Consider the following 23,573-nt stretch of genomic DNA (forward strand, 5'->3'; position numbering starts at 1 on the left):
GTCCCGGTGAAGGCCGGGCCGCAGCAGTCATTGTTGCGCGAGAGTCATGGCCTGCCTTCGCCAAACTATGCTGCCGTGATGGGGTCCCGGATCTGCGCTTCGCCTGTCCGGGACGCAAACAGAGGGTGTAGCGCTTCCCTGGGTGATCGTGCAGAATGTGCGCGGCACCGGGGGGCGCGACTCATGACATCCTCACAATTGCCGGCGGTCGCTGAGCCCGGTTACCTGACGGCTGCGCTGCGCAAGGCCGGCGCGCTGGACGCGGGCGCGGTGCGTGAGGTCAAGGTGCTGCATGAGCGCGACACCGTGGTCTCGCACATCACCAGGCTTGGTCTGCGCTATGTCGGGGAGTCCGCCGGTTCGCCGCAGACCCTGGTTCTGAAGATGGCGCAAGCTGGCTTCGCTCGGACGCTTGCGGATCGCGGCGAGCACGAAGTCGCCTTTTACACGCAGCTCGCCCCGAACATGCCGCCGGGATTCGTGCCGCGCTGCTTCGACGGGCATTTCAATGCGGAGAGCGGGAAATGGCATCTCCTGCTCGAAGATCTCACCGACAGTCATGAACTCGCGACTGTCCCGACGGTGCCACCTTCGCGAGATCAGTCGATGGCCATCGTCACGACGTTGGCGCGCATGCATGCGGCATGGTGGAATCATCCTCGCCTCGGCGAGACCGTCGGCACCTGGGCGAGCGCCGAGGACAGCGCAGCGCATTTGGAGACCTTCGCCGGGCATTACGATCGCTTCGCCGACGAGCTCGGCGATCGCTTGAGTGAGGAACGGCGCATCCTTTATCGCCGTCTCATCGAACAGTCAGCACGGCTGTCGCAGCGCTATCATTCGCACCGCCACGTCAGCATTGTCCATGGCGACGCGCATACCTGGAATTTCCTGCTGCCGCGCGCGGACGTCGCCGACACCGTGCGTATCTTCGATTTCGACCTGTGGGGCATCAATGTGCCCACCCACGACCTCGCTTACATGATGGCGATCCAATGGTATCCGGAGCGCCGGCAGGCGCTCGAGCGGCCGCTGCTCAATCGCTACCACGAGACGCTGCTCGCACATGGCGTGGCCGGCTACACGCGCGGCGCGCTCGATCAGGATTACCGCTGGTCGGTGCTCTGGCACATCACCAAGCCGGTCTGGCAATGGGCCATCAACATCCCGCCGGGGATCTGGTGGAACAATCTGGAGCGGGTGATGATGGCGGTCGAGGATTTGGGGTGCGAGGAGCTGCTGTAGGGGCGGCGCGCGTGCCGCAATCCAGACTGCTGCTGCGGAGAAGGTCTGGATTGCTTCGCTGCGCTCGCAACGACGACAAGGCTCGAGCCGCGCCCTTTACTCCATCACCGCATGTTCCGGCCCCGCCGCCTGCTTGCGCAAGGACGCCTTGGTCGAACCGATCATCAGCGCCAGCGGGATGGTGCAGAGGATGAAGAACATCACGAGCTGGTAGTCGCGCGCAAACGCGATGATCTGCGACTGGATGCTGACCATGCGGTCGGCCATGGCGCGGCCGGCATCGGTGGAGAGGTCGATCATGCTCCGCACGTTCGGCATCTGCAGCGCATGGTTGAACGGGTTGATGGACTCCGAGAGGATCGCATAGGTCCTGCGCGTGCCCTGCGTCAGCTGGGCGATGACGACGGAGATGCCGACAGAGCTGGCGACGTTACGCATCAACGTCAGCATCGAGGTGCCGTCGGTGCGCAGATGGTTCGGCAGCGTCAGGAACGCCACGGTCGAGAGCGGAACGAAGACGAGTCCGAAGCCAAAGCCCTGGATCACGCTGACGACGACGATCTCCGGCACCTGGGTCTGGTCGGTCCAGCCGGTCATCTGGAACAGGGAGGCGGCGGTCAGCGTCAGGCCGCAGATGATCAGCGTACGGGCCTCGATGTAGCGCATGATGCGGCCGACCATCATCATGGCGAAGAAAGTGCCGAAGCCGCGGCTCGCAAGCAGGCCGCCGGCGGTCATGATGGGATAGCCTATGACGTTTTGGAGGTAAGGCGAGGCCAGTGCCATGGTCGAGTACAGCACCAGGCCCATCACGGTCATGAAGATGCAGCCGGTCAGGAAGTTGCGATCCCGAAACAGCGCGAACTGGATGAAGGGCCGCGAGGTCGTCAAGGAGTGCGCGAAGAAGTAATAGAAGGCGATACCCGAGACGATGAACTCGGTCACGATCTCGGCCGACTCGAACCAGTCGAGTTGCTCGCCGCGGTCGAGCGCGAGTTGAAGCGCGCCGATCGCAATCGCCAGCGCGCCAAAGCCGAACCAGTCGAACTTCAGGCTGAGATTCTTGTCGGTCTCGTCCATGAAGATGCCGAGCCCGAGCACGGTGACGACGCCGAACGGCAAATTGACGAAGAACACCCAGTGCCAGGAATAGGTCTCGGTCAGCCAGGCGCCGAGTGAAGGCCCCATGATCGGCCCCATCATCACGCCCATGCCCCAGATCGACATCGCCGTGGCGCGTTCCTGGAGCGTGTAATAGTCCAGCATGACGGACTGCGACAGTGGTACCAGCGCCGCGCCGAACACGCCTTGCAGCAGGCGGAACAGCACCATCTGGTTGATGTCCTGCGCCAACCCGCACAGCACGGATGCGAGTGTAAAGCCGGCCGCGCAAATGATGAAGATGCGCTTGCGGCCGAAGCGATTGGAGATCCAGCCCACCGGCGCCGTCATGATGGCGGCGGCGACGATGTAGGAGGTCAGCACCCAGTTGATCTGGTCCTGCGAGGCCGACAGCGTGCCTTGCATGTAGGGCAGCGCGACGTTGGCGATGGTCGTGTCCAGCGCCTGCATGATGGTCGCCGTCATGGCGCAGATCGTCACCATGTTCCGGCGCAGGCCGGGGACCATCAGGCTGGCATTGGGACCGGACATCGGATCAGTCCTGCTCTTTGTCTTGGCTTGCGTTCGCCGACAGGCCGAGCAGCCCGGCGAGCGAGCGGCGATGGCCGGTGTCGATGGTGGCATAGACGCTCATGCCGGCCTTCAGCTTCTTCACGTAGTCGTCGCTCTCGTCGAAATAGATCCGGATCGGGACGCGCTGCACCACCTTGACGAAATTGCCGGTGGCATTCTGCGGCGGCAGGATCGCGAATTGCGCGCCGGTGCCGGGCGAGAGCGAACCGATCTTGCCCCTGAAGACGTGGTTCGGGAACGCGTCGACCTCGAGGGTGACAGGCTGTCCCGCGGTGACGTAGGTGAGATCGCTCTCCTTCGGATTGGCATCGACCCAGGGATGGGCGACGTCGATGATGGAAAACACCGGCGTGCCGGCGGCGACGTAGCGGCCGAGCTGGATCTGGTCCACCTGGGTCGCAACGCCATCCATCGACGCCCGCACCACGGCATGGTCGAGATTGCGCTGGGCATTCTCGAGCTTGGACTTGGCCTGGGCGTAGGCCGGGAATTTTTCCAGGGGCAGGTCAGGGTCGCCGAGCAGCTGGGTCTTGGCGGTCGAAATCTGCTGCTTGACGTATTGTGCGATCGAGCCCGACGTGACCAGCGCGTTCGAGGCGTTGTCGAGATCGAGCTGGGAGCCGTAATTGTTCTTCACCAGCGCCTGCTTGCGCTCGACGTCGCGCTGCTTCAGGTCGACGCCCTTCTGGGCGAGATCGAGCATGTCGCCATAGATCTTGATGTTGGCGACGAGATTGTCATAGGTCGACTTGGCCTGCATCAGCTGGGCCTTCGCCTCGTCCACGGCGAGCTGGAACGGGACCGGGTCGATGTCGAACAGCTCGTCGCCCTGCCTGACGAGCTCGCCCTCCTTCACGACGACCTTTACGATCTTGCCCGATATGTCGGGCGTCACCAGCACCTTCTGCGCGCCGACATAGGCGTCGTCGGTGCCGACATAGCGGCCGCCATTGAGATAGAAGGTCAGGCCTGCGATCAGGGCCACGATCGGCAGCACCACCATCAGCAAAAAGCGACGATGACGGCGCAGCCCGGCGACGAAGCGACGGCGCGGATCGGTTCCGGCCTTCTTGCTGGGTTTGCCGCCGTCGATTTTCTGCTCGGGCTGGAATTTGAGGACTTGTTCAGCCATAGCGCTGCTCCTTACGCGCTTGTTCCGCGCCTGATGTCTGGATCGCGGTTCGCACGTTTTCTTTGATGGTTTCGAGTTGGGTGAGGAGACGATGGGCGTCCGCGGGGCTGATGCCGTCGAGCGCGTTGGCGGTCAGCTCGGATTTGAGGCCGCTCATCTTGCCAAGCAGCGCCCGGCCGGCCTTCTTCAGGTAGAGGCGCTTGACCCGACGGTCGGTGGCGTCGTTGCGACGCTCGATCCAGTCGCTGTCACAGAGCTTGTCGATCAGCCGCGTCAGCGTGATGGGCTGCATCTCCAGCAACTCGGCGAGTTCCGACTGCTTCATGCCCTCGCTGCGCTCGACTTTGGCCAGCACAGCCCATTGCGCGCGGGTGATGCCGAAACGCGAGGCCTCCTTGTCGGCATAGACGCGCAAGAGGCGGTAGAGCTCGCCGAGCGTGAACAGGAAGTTCTGGTCGACAGACCCGCGGGTCATAAGCTTGGTCTCCAATAAGCTTGGATATAATAAGCTAGCTTATGATTATTTCATGGCAGGTAGATGCGATGCTGTCCCGCGGCAAAAGCATGGCTGACCGCCATCGTGGCGGTCGTGCTTTGGGTTCCCTGGCCGAAATGCTAGAACCCCGGTCGAATGACCCTCGCAAAGCCGGCATTTCCGACGCCCGACCACGATCACGGCCGCTGCACCGCGGACGCGCTGGCGCATGCGGAGGCGGTTTGCGACGCCCGCGCGCAGAAATTCACGCCGATCCGCCGCCAGGTGCTGGGCGCGCTGCTCTCCAGCCATCGCCCGCTCGGCGCCTATGAGGTGATCGACGAACTGGCCAAGTCGATGCCGCGGCCGGCGCCCATCACCGTCTATCGCGCGCTCGATTTTTTGATGGCGAACGGCCTCGTGCACCGCATCGAGAGCCGCAACGCCTATCTCGCCTGCGCTGCCCACGACCACGACGCGACCTCGGCGGTGGCGTTCCTGATCTGCGAGCGCTGCGGCCTCGTCGGCGAAATCCCGTCAGGATCCTTTGCCGGGGATCTCAACGCCGCAGCGCGCGCCTCGGGCTTTGCACCAAAGCTGTCCGTGGTGGAGATCACGGGCGTCTGCACTCATTGTCAGAAAGCATCTTAAAGCAACAACGGCGCAAGCCGGGACTCAGGAAGACATGCCCCCACTCCAAGCCATTCCGTCCGCCGCGCGCCCGCTGAGTGCCGGCGCCATCGCCCTGATGCTCATGCTATGTCTGACCTGGGGCTTCAACCAGATTGCGGTGAAGCTGGTGTTGCCCGATATCCCGCCGATGCTGCAGGCGATGATTCGCTCGACGGTCGCGTTGCCGGTGCTGTTCCTCATCGGTACATTTCGGGGCGTCAAATTTTTCGAGAATGACGGCACGTGGAAGCCGGGCCTGATCGCCGGGTTGATGTTCGGCCTCGAGTTCGTGCTGATCTTCCAGGGCCTGCGCCTCACCACGGCCTCGCGCGCGGTCGTGTTCCTCTACACCGCGCCCTTCTTCGTCGCGCTCGGCTCCTACCAGATGCTCGGCGAGCGCCTTGGCAGCACGCAGTGGTTGGGACTGGCCGTGAGCTTTGCCGGCGTCGCGCTCGCGATCGGCGTCCCGCAGGCCAATGTGGATTCACATGTGCTGCTCGGCGATCTCATGATCGTCGGCGGTGCATCGCTGTGGGCCGCGACCACGCTCGTCGCCAAGGGCACGCGGTTGCGTTTCGCCGCGCCGGAGAAGGCGCTCGGCTATCAGGTCGCAACCTCGATCCCGATCCTCGGCACCGCCGCCCTGTTATCAGGGGAAACCATCAGCCACACCCCGTCGCCGCTGTCGTTCGCCTTGATGGCCTTTCAGGCTGTCTGGGTGGTCGGAACCACGTTCACGCTTTGGTTCGCGCTGGTGAAGGCCTATTCGGCCAGCAAATTGTCGGCTTTTACCTTCATCACCCCTTTGTTTGGCGTGGTGGGTAGCTATTTCATCATGCACGACAGCCTGAGTCTGGCCTTTGGGGCGGCAGCCGTCCTTGTAATTGCTGGACTTTTTCTGGTTAACCGTCCGAGCCAAACGGCCGCGGCGCCGGCTGATGCATTGCTGAACGTCACCAAAACCTGATATTTGGACCCCATGAACAAGCTCGAGAACACCATCGATTCCGACCTCGCAGGCCCCGCGCCCCGGCACAAGACCACCCAGGTCAAGGTCGGCAACGTCAGCGTGGGCGGCGGCGCGCCGATCGTCGTCCAGTCGATGACCAATACCGACACCGCCGACATCGACGGCACCATCGCCCAGGTCGCAGCGCTCGCGCGCGCCGGCTCCGAAATGGTCCGCATCACCGTGGATCGCGAAGAGGCGGCGGCCGCCGTCCCGCATATCCGCGACGGCCTCGCCAAGCGTGGCATCACCACGCCGCTGATCGGCGACTTCCACTATATCGGCCACAAGCTGCTCGCGGCCTATCCGGCCTGCGCCGAAGCGCTGGCGAAGTACCGCATCAATCCCGGCAATGTCGGCTTCAAGGACAAGCGCGACACCCAGTTCGCCGACATCATCGAGATCGCGAACAAGAACGGCAAGCCGGTGCGCATCGGCGCCAATTGGGGCTCGCTCGACCAGGAACTGCTGACCAGGCTGATGGATGAGAACGCCGCGTCCGCCAATCCGCGCGACGTGCGCGCGGTGACGCGCGAGGCGATGGTGCAGTCGGCCCTGCTGTCGGCCGCGCGCGCCGAAGAGCTCGGCATGCCCAAGGATCGCATCATCCTCTCCGCCAAGGTCTCGGCGGTGCAGGATCTGATCGCGGTCTATCAGGATCTCGCCAGCCGTTCCGATTACGCCATCCATCTCGGCCTCACCGAAGCCGGCATGGGCTCGAAGGGCATCGTGGCGTCCTCGGCCGCACTCGGAATCCTGCTGCAGCAGGGCATCGGCGACACCATCCGCATCTCGCTGACGCCGGAGCCCGGCGGCGATCGCACCCGCGAGGTGCAGGTCGGCCAGGAGCTGTTGCAGACCATGGGCTTCCGCACCTTCGTGCCGCTGGTTGCAGCGTGCCCCGGTTGCGGCCGCACCACATCGACCACGTTCCAGGAGCTGGCGCGCTCGATCCAGGATTTCATCCGCGACGAGATGCCGAACTGGAAGAGCAAATATCCTGGTGTCGAAGAGCTCAACGTCGCGGTGATGGGCTGCATCGTCAACGGCCCCGGCGAATCCAAGCACGCCAATATCGGCATCTCCTTGCCCGGCACCGGCGAAGCGCCGGCCGCGCCTGTTTTCGTCGACGGCAAGAAGTTCCGCACGCTGCGCGGCCCGACCATCTCGGCCGACTTCAAGGCACTGGTGATCGACTACATCGACCAGCGCTACGGCCAGGGCGCCAAGGCGCCGGTCACTGCGGCGGAGTAAGCGTCGTTCGACATCGAAATTGTAGGGCGGATTGGCGCAGCTAATCCGCCCTATTTTTTGCCCGAGCGAAGTGGCCGGTTACGCTTCGCTAACCCGCCCTACATTGCTACGATAATTCCCGATCAGAACGCGGACCCGCTCGGGGGCGCGCGTGACGGTGAAGGGGGAAGGGCCGGTGTGAAAAATGCGTGGCGCATCACCGCCGCTCTTGCTGTGTCGCTGATCCCGCTATTGGTCTTGCCAGGTCACCATGGCGAAGCGGTCGCGGCGCGCAAGGCCGCGAGAGCAAAGCCCAGACCCTCGTCGATCAAGCCGCCTGCGCCGAAGACATGCGATCCGCGCAAATTCAAGATCATTCTCGATGTCGGACACACCTCGGACTCGCAAGGCGCGACCAGCGCGCGCAACGATGTGGAATTCGGCTTCAACCTGCATTTGGCGCGGCTGATCGGGGAGCGCTTGACCTCGGCAGGCTTCGCCGCGACCCGGGTGCTGGTGACCGAGGGCAACGCGCGCGCAAGCCTGCTCAAGCGCGTCGGCACCGCCAACGCCGCGCATGCTGATTTCTTTCTCTCGATTCACCACGATTCCGTGCCGGACAAGATGCTCGAGCCTTGGGAGTTCGAGGGCGCGAAGAGCTATTTCAGCGACCGCTTCAGCGGTCACTCGCTGTTCGTGTCCGAGCGCAATCCGCACTTCGCCGCCAGCCTGCTCTTCGCCAGGCTGCTGGGCCGGGAGCTGAAGGACAAGGGCCTGCACTACGCCACCCAGTACGCCCTGCCGTTGATGGGCCATTACCGCCACCCATTGCTCGACAAGGATGTCGGCGTCTACCGCTACGACCGCCTTGTCGTGCTGTCGCAGACCCGGAGCGCCGCGGTCCTGCTGGAAGCCGGCTCCATCATCAACCGCGACGAGGAGATGGCGATGAACTCGCCGGAGCGGCAGGAGTTGATCGCGACGGCCGTGGTGGCGGCGATGCGGACGTATTGCGAGCGTCGGTAGACCGTCACCGGTCATTGCGAACGCAGCGAAGCAATCCAGAATCTTTCCACGGAGACAGTCTGGATTGCTTCGTCGCCAGCGCAAAATTGCTTCGCGATTTTGTCGCGGGCTGCCCGCAATGGCGAGAAAGCCGCTATAGCGGCCCGCCACGATACTCCCGGTTCGCCAGGCTCGCCTCTTCCAGATCGAGATCGCGCTCGATCCTCCGCCGCGTTTCGTCGGTGATCCGGCCGTCGCGCAGGAGATCATGGATGAATTTGCGCTCGGCTTCGATCAACTCGCGGGTCAACGCGGTGCCGGCGGCGGAGACGTCGTGGTGGGCGGGATCCAGTGAATCGGGAAGCTGGTTGAGGCGGATTTCGTGGCGGGCGCGCAGGAGCCGCATCACCTCGTCGGAGACCTCCTTCTCCTCGGTCAAGGCATCGAGCGATTTCAGCGCGGCGTCCAGCGCCTGGCGCCGTGCCGCGATCTCGGCCTCGTGTTCGGCGACGTGCTCAACGCGGCCGGCTTGCGCGATGCCGAGCCAGCGCACCACCGGCGGCAGCGTCAGGCCGACGCCGATCAGCGTGATGAAGATGACGCCGAAGGCGACGAACAGGATCAGGTCGCGATAGGGGAAGGCGTCGCCCCCAGGCAGCGTGAACGGCAATGCCAGCGCGGCTGCCAGCGACACCGCGCCGCGCACGCCGGTGAACGCGAGCGCGAACGGCCATTGCCAGGGCGGCGATGGATCCCGCATTCGCAGCGACTTCGAGAGCATTCGCGGCAGATAGGTCGCGGGATACAGCCAGGCGAAGCGCGCCAGGACGATGATGGCCATGACCAAGGCGGTCGCGATCATGATGTCGTCGAGCGGGAACGCCTTCGATTTCTCGTACAGCGCCCGCATCTGGAAGCCGGTGAGCAGGAACAGCAAGCCCTCGATCAGATAGATGATGAGATCCCAGAAGAAGATGCCTTGCAGCCGCGTCGACGCCGATATCAGCAGCGGCCCGTTCCAGCTGACATAAAGGCCGCAGGCAACGGTCGCGATCACGCCGGAGCCGCCGACATGCTCCGGCAGCCAATAGGAGACGTAAGGCGTGATCAGCGACAGCGTCAGCTCGACCTGCGGATCCCCAGACCATTTGCGGAAGCGCAGGGACAGCCAGCCGACGCCGATGCCGAAGGCGATTTCGCCCGCGACGATCAGGGAAAATTCACCGGCCGCCAGCGGCAACGAGAAATGTCCGACCATGATCGCTGCGAGCGCGAAGCGGTAGAGGATCAGTGCCGTGGCGTCGTTGGCGAGCCCTTCGCCCTCGAGGATGACCAGGAGGCGGCGCGGCATGTTCAGGCGGCGCGCGATCGCGAGCGGCGCCACCACGTCGGGCGGCGCGACGATCGCGCCCAACAGGAAGCCGACGTCCCAGGGCAGGCCGATCAGATAATGGGTCGCGGTTGCGACCATGGCCGCAGTGAAGATGACCGCGCCGACCGCGAGCAGCACGATGGGGCGCAGATTGTTCCTGAACTCGCGCCAGCTCATCGCGACGCTCGCCGAGTAGATCAGCGGCGGCAGCACCATCAGCAGCACCAGCTCCGGCGGCAGCTCCACCGGCGGCATGCCCGGCACGAAAGCCAGGCCGACGCCGGAAAGCATCAGCAGAATGGCAGGTGCCATGTTGAAGCGGCGTGCGACCAGCGCCGTGCCTGCCAGCACCGCAAGCAGGATGAGGAAGGTCTGGAATTTCGCTGCGATCATGACCTGTCTTGGCCCGGAAGCGGCCAAGAGGTCAATGCAGACGGCTTACACCAGCCGCTCGGCCACCATGCGCCCGATCCGCGCGAATACGGCCTCGAGCTGCGCCGCATCAGGTGTGCCGCCCTGGGTGTAGGCGGTGATCAGGATCGGTGCACCGGGTTTAGGCCAGGCGACCGCGATATCGCCCGATGCGTCCTTGCCGTTGTTGCCCGTCTTGTCGCCGATCGTCCAGCCTGCCGGCAGACCGCCGCGCAGCCGGTTCGCGCCGGTCTTGCAACCCACCATCCATTCGGTGAGTTGGGCTCTTGAGGCCGCCGACAGCGCCTCGCCTGTCACCAGCCGCTTGAGATTCCCAGCCATCGCCGCCGGCGTCGTGGTGTCCCTGACATCGCCGGGCGGCGAGCGGTTGAGCTCGGGTTCATTATGGTCGAGCCGCGATGTGGTATCGCCGATCGAGCGCCAGAACGCGGTGAGCGCGGCGGGGCCGCCGATCCGCGCCAGCAACAAATTGGCGCAGGTGTTGTCGCTGAGCTCGACGCTCGCCTTGCACATGTCGGCCACCGACATCGCGCCGGCCGAGAGGTTCTGTTTCGCGACCGGTGCGTACTCCAGGAGATCGGCCTTGCCGTAGGAGATCGTTGCGGCGAGCTTCTCCTCGCGGCGATCCACCCGCGCCAGCACGCACGCCGCGAGCGATGCCTTGAACGTCGAGCACATCACGAAGCGCTCGTCCGCGCGCCAGGCGAGCTTCGCGCCGGTGACGAGATTCTCCGCATAGACCCCGATCCGGCCGCCGCTCTCGCGCTCATAGGATTCGAGATCTTGCGGCGCGTCAGCTGCAAATGCGGGAGAGGCGGCCATCCAGCACAGCGAGGCGAGCAGGGAACGACGATCGAGATTCATGGGTGACTTTCGGGGGGAAGGAGGTGAGGTGCGGATGCGTCATCCGCACCGTCATTGCGAGCGCAGCGAAGCAATCCAGGCTGTCTCCGGGACGGGATACTGGATTGCTTCGACCCGCAATGACGGAGAGTGAGGGACGAGTGGGCTCGATTCGGGCAGCGGCCCCTCATTCCTTCAGATCATACCGATACGATTTCGACACGATCTGCCAGCCGCCGGCGAGTTTCATCGCCACCAGATAATCCGTGAAGAACCGCGGCGGCAGCTGGCATTTGACCTTGATGAAGGCGGTCTTGTCGTCCGAGCGGTCGATCGTGACGATGAAATCCTCGCGCGGCTTGCCTTCGGCCTTGGCGGAGGGACGTTTGCGGACCCAGGCAAGCCAGTCCGGCACGGTCAGGATCTTCAGCTCGCCGTTTTCCACCCAGCGCAGATCGGCGGACGGATGAAAGACGGCTCCGAGCTTGTCGGCGTCACCCTCGTAGAGCCCGTCGAAATAGGATTGCACGACGGCTTCGACGCTGGACCGGTTCTCGCTCATGGGTCATCCTTTCGCATGATGGCTGCGCGGAAACTTAGTCGTACACGTCAAATCGCGCTATGGCTGTCTTCTGCCATTTTCGCGAGGGCATCATGACCGGTTCACAACATCGGAACGCTCGTATCCTTGCCGGCGAATGCTTTTGCCGCGCCGTCCGCTACGAGGTGGCGGACGCGTTTTCCTATGCATTGAACTGCCACTGCTCGAATTGCCGCCGCACCACCGGTTCCGCCTTCAAGCCGTTCGCCGGCATCGCGTACGGCCAGCTCCGCCTCATCGGGGGTGAAGACCAGCGGATGATCTACGGGGACGACACCACCCATGACGCGCACTGCGCCCGTTGCGGCTCGCTGCTTTATTCCCGGGTTCGCGAAGGACAATGGATCCATGTCACCTTGGGAACCCTGGTCGACGCCCCCTCGATCCGCCCGAGCGCCCATATTTTCGTCGGCTCCAAGGCGCCATGGCACGAGATCACGGACAATCTGCCGCAGTATCGGGGCCATATCGGGGACGGTTAGGGAAGCCGGCCCGCGCCGATTCGGCGGCGAACCGCCAACGCGCTGGCGCGACTAACAAAAGGGGCTCCTCAACCTGCCAGGGTGCCGTCTTCGTGACCCCCATCACAAGCGCGGATGGCGGAGCTTGCTAAGGTCGTCCCGGAGGGTGTGAACTGCTCCGGATTTGGAAGTCTCGTCATGCGCAATTTGTTCAGACCATTGCTCCTCGCTGTCGCGCTGATGTTTGCCGCCGGGCCAGCCTTCGCCGGAAAGCGCGTCGCGCTGGTGCTCGCCAACTCGGACTATCAGCACGCTCCCTCGCTCGCCAACCCCGTCAATGACGGTGCGGTGATGGCGACGACGCTGAAGGATGCCGGCTTCGATGTCGTCGATTCCCGCCACGACCTGACGGCGCTCGATACGCGGCGCGTGCTGCGCGAATTCGCCGACTCTGCACGTGATGCCGATATCGCCGTCGTCTATTACGCGGGCCACGGCATCGAGGTCGACGGCGCCAACTATCTGATTCCGGTCGACGCCAAGCTCGAACGCGACACCGACGTGTATGACGAAGCGTTGTCGCTCGACCGCATCCTTGTCGCGATCGAGCCGGCCAAGCAGCTTCGTCTGGTGATCCTCGACGCCTGCCGTGACAATCCCTTCGGCAAGGCCATGAAACGCACGATCGCCTCGCGCGGCATCGGGCGGGGCCTGGCGCAGGTCGAGCCGGGCAGCCCCAACACCCTGATCGCCTATTCGGCCAAGGCCGGCTCCACCGCGCAGGACGGTGACGGCAGCAATAGCCCATTCACGGTTGCGCTGTCGAAGCATCTGACGACGCCGGGCCTCGATGTCCGCCGCGCCTTCGGCTTCGTGCGCGACGACGTCTTGAAGATCACCAACAACAAGCAGGAGCCGTTCGTCTACGGCTCGCTCGGCGGCGAAGACGTGCCGTTGGTGGCAGTCAAGGCCGCGGCGGCGCCCGCACCTGCGATCAATCCGCAAGCCGATATGCGCCGCGACTACGAACTGGCGCTTCAAATCGGCAACAAGCCGGCGTGGGAAGCCTTCCTGGCCCAGCACCCTGATGGGTTCTACGCGAGCCTCGCCAAGCTCCAGCTCGACAAGATCGAGGCCGAGCAGGTTCACGCTGTCGCGATCGAGAAGGCGAAACAGGCGGAGGCCGAGCGCGACCGTCTCGCCGCGCTCGGCGCGCAGAAGGATGCGCAGACCAAGGCTGCGGCCGATGCGAAGGCGGCCGAGCAGGCCCAGCTTGCCGCGCAGAAAGCCAAGGAGCAGGCGCAGCAGCAGGCTGCGGCTGCCGAGCAGCAGCGCGTCAATCTCGCCGCCTCGGCGCCGGGCGCTGCGCCTGCCAGCTCGGCGAGCCTCTCCGGCACCGATGTCGCCGCGTTGACGCCAGCAAGCGCGCCGGCCGATCTCAGCCGCGCAGTTCAGACCGAGCTCGGTCGCGTCGGTTGCTTCTCAGGCCAGGCCGATGGCAACTGGAACACGTCCTCGCAGCGGTCGCTGTCGCAGTTCAATCGCTATGCCGGCACCAAGCTCGACGTGAAGGTGGCGAGCACCGATGCGCTCGACACGATCAAGTCAAGGCAGTCGCGCGTCTGCCCGCTGGTCTGCGATCACGGTTTCAAGTCCGACGGCGACAAATGCACCAGGATCGTTTGTGGCGACGGCTATGTGCTGAACGACGACAATGAGTGTGCCAGGAAGCGCGACGCAAAGCCCGCAACCGCCAAGCGCGACGATCGGGACGAGCGTCCGGCAAGACAGCGTCGCCAGCCCGGCGGTGCGGTTGCCGGAGCGGAGGGCGGCCACGGCGCCGCTGCGGGCATTGCCGCTGCCGCCGGCGCTGGCCGCGGCACGGGCAGCGGTCAGATTTTCTGCAACACCCTCGGCTGCCGTCCGGTCTCGCGTGGCTGTCATCTCGAATATCGCGGCGGTGGCGGCCCCCACAATGACGCAAATGTCGAGGTGTGCAATTAGGGGGCACTGCGTCAACGCCGTCCTGCGCGACGGTACGGACGGCGGTCAAGTCGAGATCGCGCTCGCCGCGATGTTCACCGTCAGCGCCAGCAGCGCGGTGTTGTAGATGAAAGACACGATGCCGTGCGCCGTGGCCGTGCGGCGGATGGTCTTGTCGGTGATGCCGACATCCGAGACCTGAGCGGTCATGCCGATCACGAACGAGAAATAGACGAAGTCCCAATAGTCGGCGTGGTCTTCCTTGTCGCCGCTCGGGAACTGCAATCCGCCGGACGGCGGACGGTAATAGTCATGGGCGTAATGCAACGCAAAGGTCGTGTGCACGGCGGCCCAGGACAGCGCGATCGTGGTGATGGCAACGGTCAGTTCCATCGCGCCGCGGTGGGGCGTGCCGAGCTCATAGACGATCGCGGCAATGCTCGCGAAGGCACCGGTCGCCGTCACCAGCAGGATCACGAAGCGGCCGTCGTCCTGCATCGCGGCCGCACGGCGAATGTGCTGGTGGTCGTTGCACAGCATCATCGTGTAAACCAGCACGAGATAGGCCGCGATCAGCGCATCCCAGCCGAACAGCAGCCGAGTCACCAACCGGTACGAGCCGGGCATGAGCAGGCAGACGAGGATTCCGACGCCGAGCGAGATGAAGGTCCGCGGCCGCGAGTAAACCAGCCGCATCGGCCGCGACATCTGGCGGAAGCGGGCGAGGACGGGATCTTCTTTGCCCTCGGTCGCCATGAACGCGTCAGTTCTTGCGTTCAGCCACAAACCGCGCAGCGGCTTGCAACACGGCGGCGCGGTCGCCGAAGATCGAGACTGCGCTGTCGGCGCGCGCGAGCAGATCGCGCACCCGCTGCTTGGCGCCTTCGATGCCGAGCTGGGTGACGAAAGTGGTCTTGCCGAGTGCAGCATCGGCGCCGGCCGGCTTTCCGAGCGCGGCCGCATCGCCTTCCACATCGAGCAGGTCGTCGGCGATCTGGAAGGCTTCGCCGAGCGCGCGGCCGTAATCGTCGAGCGCCTGATATTCCGCCTTCGAGGCCTGGCCGAGGAGCGCGCCGGCGATGCAGCCGTAGCGCAGCAGCGCGCCGGTCTTCATCTGCTGAATGCGGGCGACGTCGATCGGCTCGTTGCCGCCGAAGCGGCCTTCGCCGGCCAGATCGAGGATCTGACCGCCGACCATGCCGCCGATGCCGGCGCAGCGGGCCAGCGCGCGGGTCAAGAGCAGCCGCACATTGGCGTCGCGATGGACCTCGTCGCGGGTGATGATGTCGAAGGCGATCGTCAGCAGGCCATCGCCGGCGAGGATCGCGGTGGCGTCGTCGGTCTGCTTGTGCAGGGTGGGGCGGCCGCGGCGCAGGTCCGAATTGTCCATCGCCGGCAGATCGTCATGGATCAGCGAATAGCAGTGGATGCATTCAAGCGCGGCGCCGACCAGCAGCGCGGCCTCGCGGGGAACGCCGAACACGGCGGCGCTCTCGACCACCAGGAACGGCCGCAGGCGCTTGCCGCCGCCGAGGCTCGAATAACGCATTGCGTCCATCAGTCGCTTGGGGCGCGCGATCTCATCGTGCAGGATGTCGTCCGACAGCAGGCGAGCGAGCAAGGCCTCGGTGTCGTCAGCGGTCTTGTCCAGACGCTTGGCGAAATCGGACGGGGACGTGCCGGTCATCAAGAAAGGCTCCAGGACTAAAATTCGGCCGGACAATCCTTTATGCGCCCGCCCCAGTCAATCGTTTGGAAGGCCTAAAAAGTGCTGGAAAACGCCCGAATTATCACAGACTTAATGCCGGGATCCGTGGCCGCGTTTGATTTCCCGCCGGAAAGGTCGATTTGCGCATCGTCAAAATCCTGCTGGTAGCGCTGGCGGTCGTGGCTCTCGCACCCTACGTGGTCGCGCCGTTCTACCGCAGCGGTCGTCCGGTTTCGACGCTGATGGCCTGGCGCTCGCTGACGGGCGCGCCGATGCATCGGGAATGGATGGATCTGGCGGCGATGTCGCCCTATTTGCCGCGCTCGGTGGTGGCGGCCGAGGACGCCCATTTCTGCAAGCATCACGGCATCGATTGGGGGGCGCTGCGCGAGGCGATCGACGACGCTCAGGAGGACGGTACGCCGTTCCGTGGGGCCTCCACCATCACCCAGCAGGTGGCAAAGAACCTGTTCCTCTGGCAGGGCCGGGATTTCGTTCGCAAGGCGCTGGAATTTCCGCTGGCGCTCTGGATCGACCTCGTCCTGCCCAAGCACCGGATCCTGGAAATTTACCTCAACATCGCGGAGCTCGGCCCCCAGGGCCAGTTCGGAGCGGAGACGGGGAGCGCGTATGCCTTCGGCAAGTCGGCCGCGAGCCTCTCCCCGCGGGAAGCGGCGCTTTTGGCCTCGATCCTGCCGAATCCGGTCAAGCGCAGCGCCCGGACCCCGGGGCCTGGCGTTCGTCGGCTGGCCGGGACCTATGTGGCGAGGGCGCAAGCCTCCTCGCTTTTGACCTGCTGGCGGGAAAATCGCTGATTTCGGGCCATTTCCGGGCGCATTTTCCGTTCCAGAACCCTAGCTTTACGGCCAGCCTTCCTCTATAAGCCCGGCCTTGATCGGCATTCAGCTCGCCTCGTATTTGCGGGTGCTGAGCCGTCCCTCCGCGGACGATGCCCGGATGAACACCAATCCCTAGAGGATACTGAAATGGCCGTTCCGAGAAGAAAAACCTCGCCGTCGCGCCGTGGCATGCGCCGCTCGGCAGACGCCATCAAGAAGCCGACCTATGTGGAAGACAAGGACTCCGGCGAGCTCCGTCGTCCGCACCATCTCGACCTCAAGACCGGCATGTACAAGGGCCGTCAGGTCCTGAAGAAGAAAGAGTCCTGAAGTTTAGGACCTTTCTCCGGGCAGAATGATTTCACCTGCCTGATTTCGGCCAACCCATGAGATATGACAGTGACGGCGGCGGAGCCAATGCTTCGCCGCCGCATTGTCCTGCCTGGACATCTTGATCGAGAAGGCGATTTGCCGATGGTCGGTTTCCCGCTGCTCCTGATTCCGCTCGCGGTGTACAATATCATCGCCTTCCTGATGCCCAGCGTGTCCTTTTCGGACGTGCTGTTCAAGGTGCCGATGATCACGGGCGAGACCTGGCCGGTTACCCTGGCTGATCTGCTGCTGGCGCTCGGCGTGTTGCTGCTGCTGCTCGAAGTGGTCAAGGGCGCGCGGCCCGGCGCCAAATTCCTGATGGATCATCTGCTGTCGCTGATCATCTTCGGCGCGGCCGCGGCCGAATTCGTGATGTGGCCTAAATTCGGCAACTCCACCTACTTCCTGCTGGTGCTGCTGGCGATGGCCGATTTCCTCGGCGGCATCGCCCAGCGCGCGCGCCGGCGCATCGCCTATGTCGCCGCCGAGACCGTCGCGGTGCCGCGCAAGACGAAGCGCCAGGTCGAGGCGCCGCCGCCGGCGACGGCGTTCGAGCCGAAGCTCGATCCGGTGTCCGCGCCGCAGCCCGAACGGCCGCCAGCGCCCTCGGCCCAATCGGTTGCGGAATCCGTTTTGATGGATCACCCCGCGCCCAAGCCGGGCATCGTCCCGTCGCCGGAAATTCCCTCGCCGCATTTGCAGCCGGGCAACGGCACGCCGCCCTCGCCCGAAGAGCCGCGCTGATCTTGCGGCAGGGCCAGTGTGCTCCCCGGCCCCGCTCTTACGGGCAGAGGTGAAGGGGAGAAGGCCTCGCTTGCTCAAGCCACCTGGCGCGTACGTGCGCTGACGCTGGGCAGCGGGCGCTTGCTGCCATAGGCCATGCGCGCGTCCTCGGAGGAGCCGCGCCGCAGCCGGCTCGCCTGCGGCAGGTGCTCGGCGTTGGCGATCAGCTGGGTGACGAAGCTAGGATCGGGTCGCGTCAGCGGCATTTTGCGGACCCACTGCAAAACCGGCGTCAGCGGGACCAGCGCGGTACTTGCTTCCCGCGTTGTTTCTTCGATCTGGTCCGCATTCACCATCGCCACACCGCTGATCCGGTTGAACTGGCGCATTTCGGGACGCTGGCGCCGGTGCATGTGATGGTCTCGCAAGGCCTATGCCGGCCGAGCCTATTCCGTTCCCAGGGCCTCGGGAACGTGGTTTCCAAATTGTTTATGAACTTTGCCTAGGTTGGACGACGAATCTGGCCGTATCCTGTGCCGGCCCAGGACTCCCCGCTGTCCCGAAACGAGGCGCTTTTGACCCCAGCATTGCCGCAAGCCTCCGAGATCCTGGCCGCCCTCGGCCAGGCGGTCTTCGTCTGGGATATCGCCAGCGATGCCATCGTCTGGGGCGAGCAGGCCGGCGCCATCTTCCCCGGCATCCCGGCCGAGCGGCTCGCGACCGGCGCCGAGTTCGCCAAGCTGATCGAGCCCGCGCAGACGCTGCGGAGCGCCGCGCTGACGCAAACCTCCGCCGTGCATGGCGCCGAGGGCACGCCCTACCGGATCGAATATGGCGTGCGCCTGAGCGCGTCCGATCCCGTGGTCTGGATCGAGGAGACCGGCCGCTGGTTCGCCGGTGCCGACGGCCGCCCAACGCGTGCGATCGGCTCCGTCCGCATCAACAATGAGCGGCACGCGCGCGACGAGGAACTGACCAAGCTTGCGCGGCTCGATCCGCTGACCGGCGAGCTCAACCGCTCCCATCTGCTCGCGGCGCTGGCCGAAGCGATCGAGGAGACGACCCGCTTCCGCTCGACCGCGGCCTTCATGCTGGTCGGCATCGATCACCTTGCCCGCGTCAACGATGCTTTCGGCTTCGACGTTGCCGATGCCGTGATCCTCGATATCGCCAGGCGCATTCGCGCGCGCCTGCGTGGCGGTGACGTGCTCGGCCGTTTCTCCGGCAACAAGTTCGGCCTGATCCTGAAGAACTGCACCGTCGACGACATGAACGTTGCCGCCGAGCGATTTCTCGCCGGCATCCGTGACGAGGTGGTGCCGACCAAATCGGGACCGGTTTCGGTCACCGCGTCGATCGGCGCGGTCAGCCTGCCGCGCTATGCCCGCAATGCCGGCGAGGCGGTCAACCGCGCCCATGAGACGCTGGATGCCGCCAAGCGCCGCCGCGCCGGTTCGTTCGCGGCATGGCGCCCGGACGCCGCGCGCGATGCGCAGCGCCGCGTCAACATCCGTGTCACCGACGAGATCGTCACCGCGCTGAACGAACGCCGCATCAAGCTCGCCTATGAACCGGTGGTGTCGGCCGCCTCGCGCGAGGGCGCGTTCCACGAATGCCTGGTGCGCATGGACCAGGGCGACGGGCAGGTGCTGCTCGCGCCCGACATCGTGCCGGTGGCCGAGCGGCTCGGCCTGATCCGGCTCGTCGATCACCGCGTGCTCGAGCTCGTGGTCGCCGAGCTCGCGGCTGCGCCGGATGTCAGGCTCAGCCTGAATATTTCGCCCGATACCACGATGGATCCCGATTGGTGGGCCGGGATCGAATCGCTGATGCGCGCCCATCCCGGCGTGGCCGAGCGGTTGATCGTGGAGATCACCGAGACGGTCGCGATCCAGGACATCGACGATGTCCGCGCCTTCGTCGGCCGCCTGAAGAATTTCGGCAGCCGCATCGCCATCGACGATTTCGGCGCCGGCTACACCTCGTTCCGCAATTTGCGCAAGCTCGGCGTGGACATCGTCAAGATCGACGGCGCCTTCGTGCAGAACATCACCCATTCCGCCGACGACCGTGCCTTCGTGCAAACCCTGATCGATCTCGCCCGCCGCCTCGACATCAAGACCGTCGCCGAATGGGTGCAGGACGAGGAGGCCGCGAACATGCTGCGCGACTGGGGTTGCGACTACATCCAGGGCCGGCTCATCGGATTGGCGTCAGCCGAACGGCCGTGGAGCGCGACATCGGACAGCGCACTACCCGCGGCGGGGTGAGGTGCCGTCGGGTGGGCAAAGGCGCCCTTGCGCCGGGTCCACCATCTCGCGGCGGATGCGACGAATTTCTCCTTTGAAATCAACGCCCGTTCTACTGTGCATGGGGTTGTTTTCGAGGACATCAACGAGAACCGCGCCTATGGCCCGTAAAGCACGAGTTCCGTATCGGTGAGATCGGCCAATCGCGGGCGGTGCGGGCCCTTGAAATATTTGCGGCCGCGTCGCTCGGTATAAATGCCGACAAGGCCGCGGATCGGCTCGTTGGAATCGGCGAGCACCAGGATCTTGCCGAGCCTCAGCAGCAGCCGGCCGATGCGGCCGGCGCAGGCGGCGTATTCGGCCGCGCTGCGGCAATAGATCAGCTGCATCACCGGGGGTGCGATGAAACCGCGCCGGATACGCACCGGTTGCAAGATGAAGGGGAACACGCCCTTCGGCGTGCGGCAGATCAGGCTGAGGCAGTTGTAGCGCGCATGCCGTGTCAGCAGTTCCGTCTCAGCCTCGGAAAGTCCCTCGATCGTCTTGGCGTGCTGGGAGATGACCTCGATCTTGCTCCAGCGCGGCGCCCGCGACAGCGCCGGCACCGAGATGAAGATGCCGCGGCAATAAGCGCGAAAGCCCTGTGTCTCCACGATCGGCCAGGTCCACGGCGCCGGGCTGATGTTGAGGTAGGTGACGTGCTTGTGCCGCTGCGCGATCTTGGTCAGCAGCGGCGCGTAGTTGCGATAGGCCGGCTCGACATACCAGCTCGAAAGGTTGCACTGGATGGCGGTCTCCTCGCCATGCCCGCGCGTGGTGTAGATCAGCAACAGCACGCCCACCGGCTCGCCGTCGTTGTCCAGCATGTAGCCGAAGCGCGGATAGCCGTCCGGCACCGGCCGGAACGCTTGCCGTCGCAGGCCCTGGATCCAGTAATCCCGCGAGCGGCCGACGAAGCCGCGCGTCAGCAAGTCCGCGATGGCTTCAACATCGGACTCGGTGATCTCGCGACATCGGACCTTGGTGTGGATCACGCTCGTTTTGCCCGTGGAAATGGTCGGCCTCTCACTCAGCGCCAGCCTTCGCCGTGGGCGTCCGCCGGAGCGAGCGGCTGCATGCCCATGATGTCCCGCACTTTGCCGGGCCACGCGGAGAGATCGGCGCCGTGGGTATGGAACATCGCGACGGCCAGGCGATCCATGCCGAACGCGACGCAGCCGGTGTGCGCCGGCTCGCCATTGGCGTCCCGGATGCCCCAGGTCGTGCCGAAGTGCTCGCGGTGATAGTTGAAGCTCATGCAGGCGGTCGGCTGCTCTTCCGAGCGCAGCGGGATCAGCAGCTCGAACTTGAGCTGCTGCTGCTTCTGGCTCACCGCCTTCATCTGACCGACGCGGCCGAAGAAGGGATCGCTCGCATAGTCGACGCGGAAGGTCAGGCCGAGGTCGGTCGCGATCGCCTGGGCGCGCACCATCCAGCGCTCGCGGAAATCGGCGACGTCGTCGGGGGTCCCGATGCAGACATATTCGCGCATCCGAAACGATTGCAGGCGGTCGAGATGCTTTGACGGCTCGCGGCGGAAGCAGTCGGCAGCGACGTCGAAGCGCAGGCCGCCTTTCGGCAACTGGCCGCGGCTCGCCGCGATCGGATAGACGGGATAGCAGGCGGCGGGCGATAGCACGAGATCGGCCGGCGAGAGCGAACTGGTCCAATCGCCGCCGGCGTCGAAGCGGCTCACCGCGGCGTTGATCTCGCGTTCGGTGCCGTGCAAGCCGCAGACGCAGCCGAGCAGGTTCGGAAAGCTCTTGAGGTAGCCGGACTTTTCCAGCTGCGCGCGGCTCATCACCGGCGGGAAGCGCATCACCTCCGTGCCGGCCTCGCGATTGCTCGTGATCAGCGCGGCGAGCTTCTCGACGACACCCTCATAGAGCGCAGTGCGCGCGTAAACGCCGTCCGCACCCATGCGGTGGAACAGCTTGTCGGCGAGATGATCGAGCGGATCGACGACCTGAGGGGCCGTTTCGGGTGAATCGGGGAGGACTGCGATGTTCATGGGCCGGATGTCCTGCTATCTGAAGATTGTTCTTGTTGATTTAGTCACGAAGGCTTGCCGGCACGCCGCTCATCAGGGTGGCGGTGCCGGCGTTGGCCAGAATGCGGTCATTGTTGATCATGATCGGCGAGGACAGCACGTCGCGCAGATGGCGGCCCATGGTGAACTCGCCGTCATTGCGGTAGCCGGAAAGACCCGCCGTGCGCATCGCATGCATCACTGTCTCGACGGCGAGCTCGGAGGCCTGCACCTTCAGCAGCGTGATGGAGGACTGGAAGTCGAGCGACCCGAGCGCGCGCTCATCATGTTCGACCCGGGCGAAGGCATCGACGTTTGCGGCAATCAGTGCACGCAGCTTCGCCAGCGACATTTTTGCGGCGGTGAAATGCGCGGCCGCCGGCGGCATCTGACCGCCGGAGCTACGGGCGGCCTTGCGGACGAACGCCTGCGCACGCGTGACCGAGGCGGCGGCAATGCCGGCCCAGGCCGACGACCAGCACAGATGCGCGAACGGTGTCATGGTCTGCGCGTGGATCTTGTCATAGGCTTCCGGGAAGACGCGGTCGGCGGGGCAATCGACCTTCAGCTCGAATCCGGTCGAGCAGGTCCCGCGCATGCCGAGCGTTTCCCATCCCAGCGTCTGCTTCAGCGAATAATCGTCCTTGGCGAGCGCCAGCAGCACCTGGTCGGAGGCGGCCGCCTCGGTGGCGCGGCGGGCGATGGTGACGAGGCCGTCGGCTTGGGCCCCGTAGGAAATCACGGTGGCGTCGCGCAGCAGCGAAACGGTGTCGCCGGCGACGTCGACGGCGGCGGCGCTGGCGCGGATGTTGCCGCCGTTCTGGCCTTCAGTGGTGGAGGAGGCGAGCAGCCACTGGTCGCGGGCGACCCGCCGCATCATGGTTTCCATCCAGGGAATGCCATGGCCGTGCCTGACGACGCAGGCGACCTTGGTCTGGTGCATCGCGTAGATCATCGCGGTCGACGCGCAGGCGCGCCCGAGCGTGTAGCAGATGTCGGTGACGTCGTAGATCGATGCGCCGAAGCCACCGAATTCGACCGGGATCATGACGCCGAGCAGCTCTTGTTCACGCGCCGCGTCGAATGCCTTGTGGGGGAAACGGGCGTCGCGATCCACTCCGTCGGCGTCGGCCGCAGCCACGCTCGCGGTGCGCGCTGCCCGCTCGATCAATGACGGGCCCTGCCCGAGAGGGCTCGGCTGCGCTTCGTCGACAGTGAGGACTGCTTCACGCACGTTCATGCTCGTCCGCCTCCGTTGCGTCGTGATGGATCGCCGCCATCATTCGCGACGGCGTATCAGCGATGCTCCGACCTTCTTTGCTTGTGAGATGAGGCTACGGATTTAATTCAAATTCGTCGATCAAATAGAGGGTAAACGAACTGCAATTCAGAATGAACAGTTAAGGTCCGGTTGTTTGCAGGATGAAATTTTCAGCGGTCGCGTTAGGGATCCGGA

23 protein-coding genes are annotated in these 23,573 nt (G+C 64.9%); 11 read left to right on the forward strand and 12 right to left on the reverse strand.

Annotated elements, in window-relative coordinates; all coding sequences use genetic code 11:
• Positions 1 to 183 precede the first annotated feature (183 nt).
• Positions 184 to 1,245: a phosphotransferase family protein gene (locus ACVW16_RS19220; protein WP_456700716.1), complete on the forward strand. Its 1,062-nt coding sequence runs from the start codon at positions 184 to 186 to the stop codon at positions 1,243 to 1,245.
• Between the two features lie 96 nt (positions 1,246 to 1,341).
• On the opposite strand, the gene ACVW16_RS19225 is transcribed toward ACVW16_RS19220, so the two are convergent.
• Genes ACVW16_RS19225 through ACVW16_RS19235 form a run of 3 tightly spaced genes read right to left on the reverse strand, consistent with a single transcriptional unit; the run spans position 1,342 to position 4,547 of the window.
• Positions 1,342 to 2,898 (reverse strand): DHA2 family efflux MFS transporter permease subunit, encoded by a 1,557-nt coding sequence (locus ACVW16_RS19225; RefSeq protein ID WP_456700717.1) that lies wholly within the window; start codon positions 2,896 to 2,898, stop codon positions 1,342 to 1,344.
• Positions 2,899 to 2,902: 4 nt separating this feature from the next.
• Complete coding sequence (locus ACVW16_RS19230; RefSeq protein WP_456700718.1) at positions 2,903 to 4,072, reverse strand: HlyD family secretion protein; 1,170 nt, start codon at positions 4,070 to 4,072, stop codon at positions 2,903 to 2,905.
• Positions 4,065 to 4,547, reverse strand: coding sequence for a MarR family winged helix-turn-helix transcriptional regulator (locus ACVW16_RS19235; protein ID WP_092232161.1), 483 nt, complete (start codon positions 4,545 to 4,547; stop codon positions 4,065 to 4,067). The genes ACVW16_RS19230 and ACVW16_RS19235 overlap by 8 nt, the downstream gene beginning before the upstream one ends.
• A gap of 156 nt (positions 4,548 to 4,703) precedes the next feature.
• On the opposite strand from ACVW16_RS19235, the gene ACVW16_RS19240 reads away from it, so the two are divergent.
• The 4 genes from ACVW16_RS19240 (at position 4,704) to ACVW16_RS19255 (ending at position 8,487) form a co-directional block, all read left to right on the forward strand.
• Positions 4,704 to 5,198, forward strand: a complete 495-nt coding sequence (locus ACVW16_RS19240; protein WP_456700720.1) for a Fur family transcriptional regulator — start codon at positions 4,704 to 4,706, stop codon at positions 5,196 to 5,198.
• A 34-nt stretch (positions 5,199 to 5,232) separates the two neighbouring features.
• Complete coding sequence (locus tag ACVW16_RS19245) at positions 5,233 to 6,186, forward strand: DMT family transporter (protein ID WP_456738257.1); 954 nt, start codon at positions 5,233 to 5,235, stop codon at positions 6,184 to 6,186.
• Positions 6,187 to 6,198: 12 nt separating this feature from the next.
• Positions 6,199 to 7,482, forward strand: a complete 1,284-nt coding sequence (ispG, locus tag ACVW16_RS19250) for a flavodoxin-dependent (E)-4-hydroxy-3-methylbut-2-enyl-diphosphate synthase (RefSeq protein ID WP_456700721.1) — start codon at positions 6,199 to 6,201, stop codon at positions 7,480 to 7,482.
• 177 nt (positions 7,483 to 7,659) lie between these two features.
• Positions 7,660 to 8,487 (forward strand): N-acetylmuramoyl-L-alanine amidase family protein, encoded by an 828-nt coding sequence (locus ACVW16_RS19255; protein ID WP_456736640.1) that lies wholly within the window; start codon positions 7,660 to 7,662, stop codon positions 8,485 to 8,487.
• Positions 8,488 to 8,620: 133 nt separating this feature from the next.
• Here ACVW16_RS19255 and ACVW16_RS19260 read toward each other — a convergent pair whose 3' ends face one another.
• The 3 genes from ACVW16_RS19260 to ACVW16_RS19270 all read right to left on the reverse strand — a co-directional run bounded on the left by ACVW16_RS19260 (position 8,621) and on the right by ACVW16_RS19270 (position 11,675).
• Positions 8,621 to 10,231, reverse strand: a complete 1,611-nt coding sequence (locus ACVW16_RS19260) for a Na+/H+ antiporter (RefSeq protein WP_456736639.1) — start codon at positions 10,229 to 10,231, stop codon at positions 8,621 to 8,623.
• A gap of 45 nt (positions 10,232 to 10,276) precedes the next feature.
• The gene (gene bla, locus ACVW16_RS19265; RefSeq protein WP_456700723.1) at positions 10,277 to 11,134 is read right to left on the reverse strand and encodes a class A beta-lactamase; all 858 of its coding nucleotides are present in this window, start codon (positions 11,132 to 11,134) and stop codon (positions 10,277 to 10,279) included.
• Positions 11,135 to 11,300: 166 nt separating this feature from the next.
• On the reverse strand, positions 11,301 to 11,675 hold the full coding sequence (locus ACVW16_RS19270; RefSeq protein WP_456700724.1) for a nuclear transport factor 2 family protein: 375 nt from the start codon (positions 11,673 to 11,675) through the stop codon (positions 11,301 to 11,303).
• A gap of 92 nt (positions 11,676 to 11,767) precedes the next feature.
• On the opposite strand from ACVW16_RS19270, the gene ACVW16_RS19275 reads away from it, so the two are divergent.
• Entirely contained in the window at positions 11,768 to 12,196 is a 429-nt protein-coding gene (locus tag ACVW16_RS19275) for a GFA family protein (protein WP_456705128.1), read from the forward strand.
• A 177-nt stretch (positions 12,197 to 12,373) separates the two neighbouring features.
• On the forward strand, positions 12,374 to 14,179 hold the full coding sequence (locus tag ACVW16_RS19280; protein ID WP_456736638.1) for a caspase family protein: 1,806 nt from the start codon (positions 12,374 to 12,376) through the stop codon (positions 14,177 to 14,179).
• Between the two features lie 45 nt (positions 14,180 to 14,224).
• On the opposite strand, the gene ACVW16_RS19285 is transcribed toward ACVW16_RS19280, so the two are convergent.
• Together ACVW16_RS19285 and ACVW16_RS19290 are read right to left on the reverse strand one after the other, a co-directional pair.
• Positions 14,225 to 14,914, reverse strand: coding sequence for a DUF1345 domain-containing protein (locus tag ACVW16_RS19285; RefSeq protein ID WP_456736637.1), 690 nt, complete (start codon positions 14,912 to 14,914; stop codon positions 14,225 to 14,227).
• Positions 14,915 to 14,921: 7 nt separating this feature from the next.
• The gene (locus tag ACVW16_RS19290; protein WP_456738999.1) at positions 14,922 to 15,845 is read right to left on the reverse strand and encodes a polyprenyl synthetase family protein; all 924 of its coding nucleotides are present in this window, start codon (positions 15,843 to 15,845) and stop codon (positions 14,922 to 14,924) included.
• Positions 15,846 to 16,006: 161 nt separating this feature from the next.
• On the opposite strand from ACVW16_RS19290, the gene mtgA reads away from it, so the two are divergent.
• From mtgA to ACVW16_RS19305, 3 genes are all read left to right on the forward strand, one after another.
• Positions 16,007 to 16,681, forward strand: a complete 675-nt coding sequence (gene mtgA / locus ACVW16_RS19295) for a monofunctional biosynthetic peptidoglycan transglycosylase (RefSeq protein WP_456700727.1) — start codon at positions 16,007 to 16,009, stop codon at positions 16,679 to 16,681.
• 171 nt (positions 16,682 to 16,852) lie between these two features.
• Positions 16,853 to 17,035: a 50S ribosomal protein L32 gene (gene rpmF, locus ACVW16_RS19300; protein WP_007598106.1), complete on the forward strand. Its 183-nt coding sequence runs from the start codon at positions 16,853 to 16,855 to the stop codon at positions 17,033 to 17,035.
• Positions 17,036 to 17,179: 144 nt separating this feature from the next.
• The gene (locus tag ACVW16_RS19305; protein ID WP_456700728.1) at positions 17,180 to 17,821 is read left to right on the forward strand and encodes a hypothetical protein; all 642 of its coding nucleotides are present in this window, start codon (positions 17,180 to 17,182) and stop codon (positions 17,819 to 17,821) included.
• A 74-nt stretch (positions 17,822 to 17,895) separates the two neighbouring features.
• Here ACVW16_RS19305 and ACVW16_RS19310 read toward each other — a convergent pair whose 3' ends face one another.
• A complete protein-coding gene (locus tag ACVW16_RS19310; RefSeq protein ID WP_456738256.1) occupies positions 17,896 to 18,156 on the reverse strand; it encodes a hypothetical protein in 261 nt (86 codons plus the stop codon).
• A gap of 219 nt (positions 18,157 to 18,375) precedes the next feature.
• Here ACVW16_RS19310 and ACVW16_RS19315 point away from each other — a divergent pair, with 219 nt between their 5' ends.
• Positions 18,376 to 20,070, forward strand: coding sequence for an EAL domain-containing protein (locus ACVW16_RS19315; RefSeq protein ID WP_456736636.1), 1,695 nt, complete (start codon positions 18,376 to 18,378; stop codon positions 20,068 to 20,070).
• Between the two features lie 137 nt (positions 20,071 to 20,207).
• On the opposite strand, the gene ACVW16_RS19320 is transcribed toward ACVW16_RS19315, so the two are convergent.
• The 3 genes from ACVW16_RS19320 to ACVW16_RS19330 are packed head-to-tail and all read right to left on the reverse strand — an operon-like array spanning position 20,208 to position 23,357.
• Positions 20,208 to 21,083, reverse strand: coding sequence for an acyl-CoA acyltransferase (locus tag ACVW16_RS19320; RefSeq protein ID WP_456700730.1), 876 nt, complete (start codon positions 21,081 to 21,083; stop codon positions 20,208 to 20,210).
• A 35-nt stretch (positions 21,084 to 21,118) separates the two neighbouring features.
• Entirely contained in the window at positions 21,119 to 22,099 is a 981-nt protein-coding gene (locus ACVW16_RS19325) for an amino acid--[acyl-carrier-protein] ligase (RefSeq protein ID WP_456736635.1), read from the reverse strand.
• 40 nt (positions 22,100 to 22,139) lie between these two features.
• The gene (locus ACVW16_RS19330) at positions 22,140 to 23,357 is read right to left on the reverse strand and encodes an acyl-CoA dehydrogenase family protein (protein ID WP_456700732.1); all 1,218 of its coding nucleotides are present in this window, start codon (positions 23,355 to 23,357) and stop codon (positions 22,140 to 22,142) included.
• Positions 23,358 to 23,573: the final 216 nt, after the last annotated feature.

The organism is Bradyrhizobium sp. USDA 4474 (assembly GCF_054057515.1).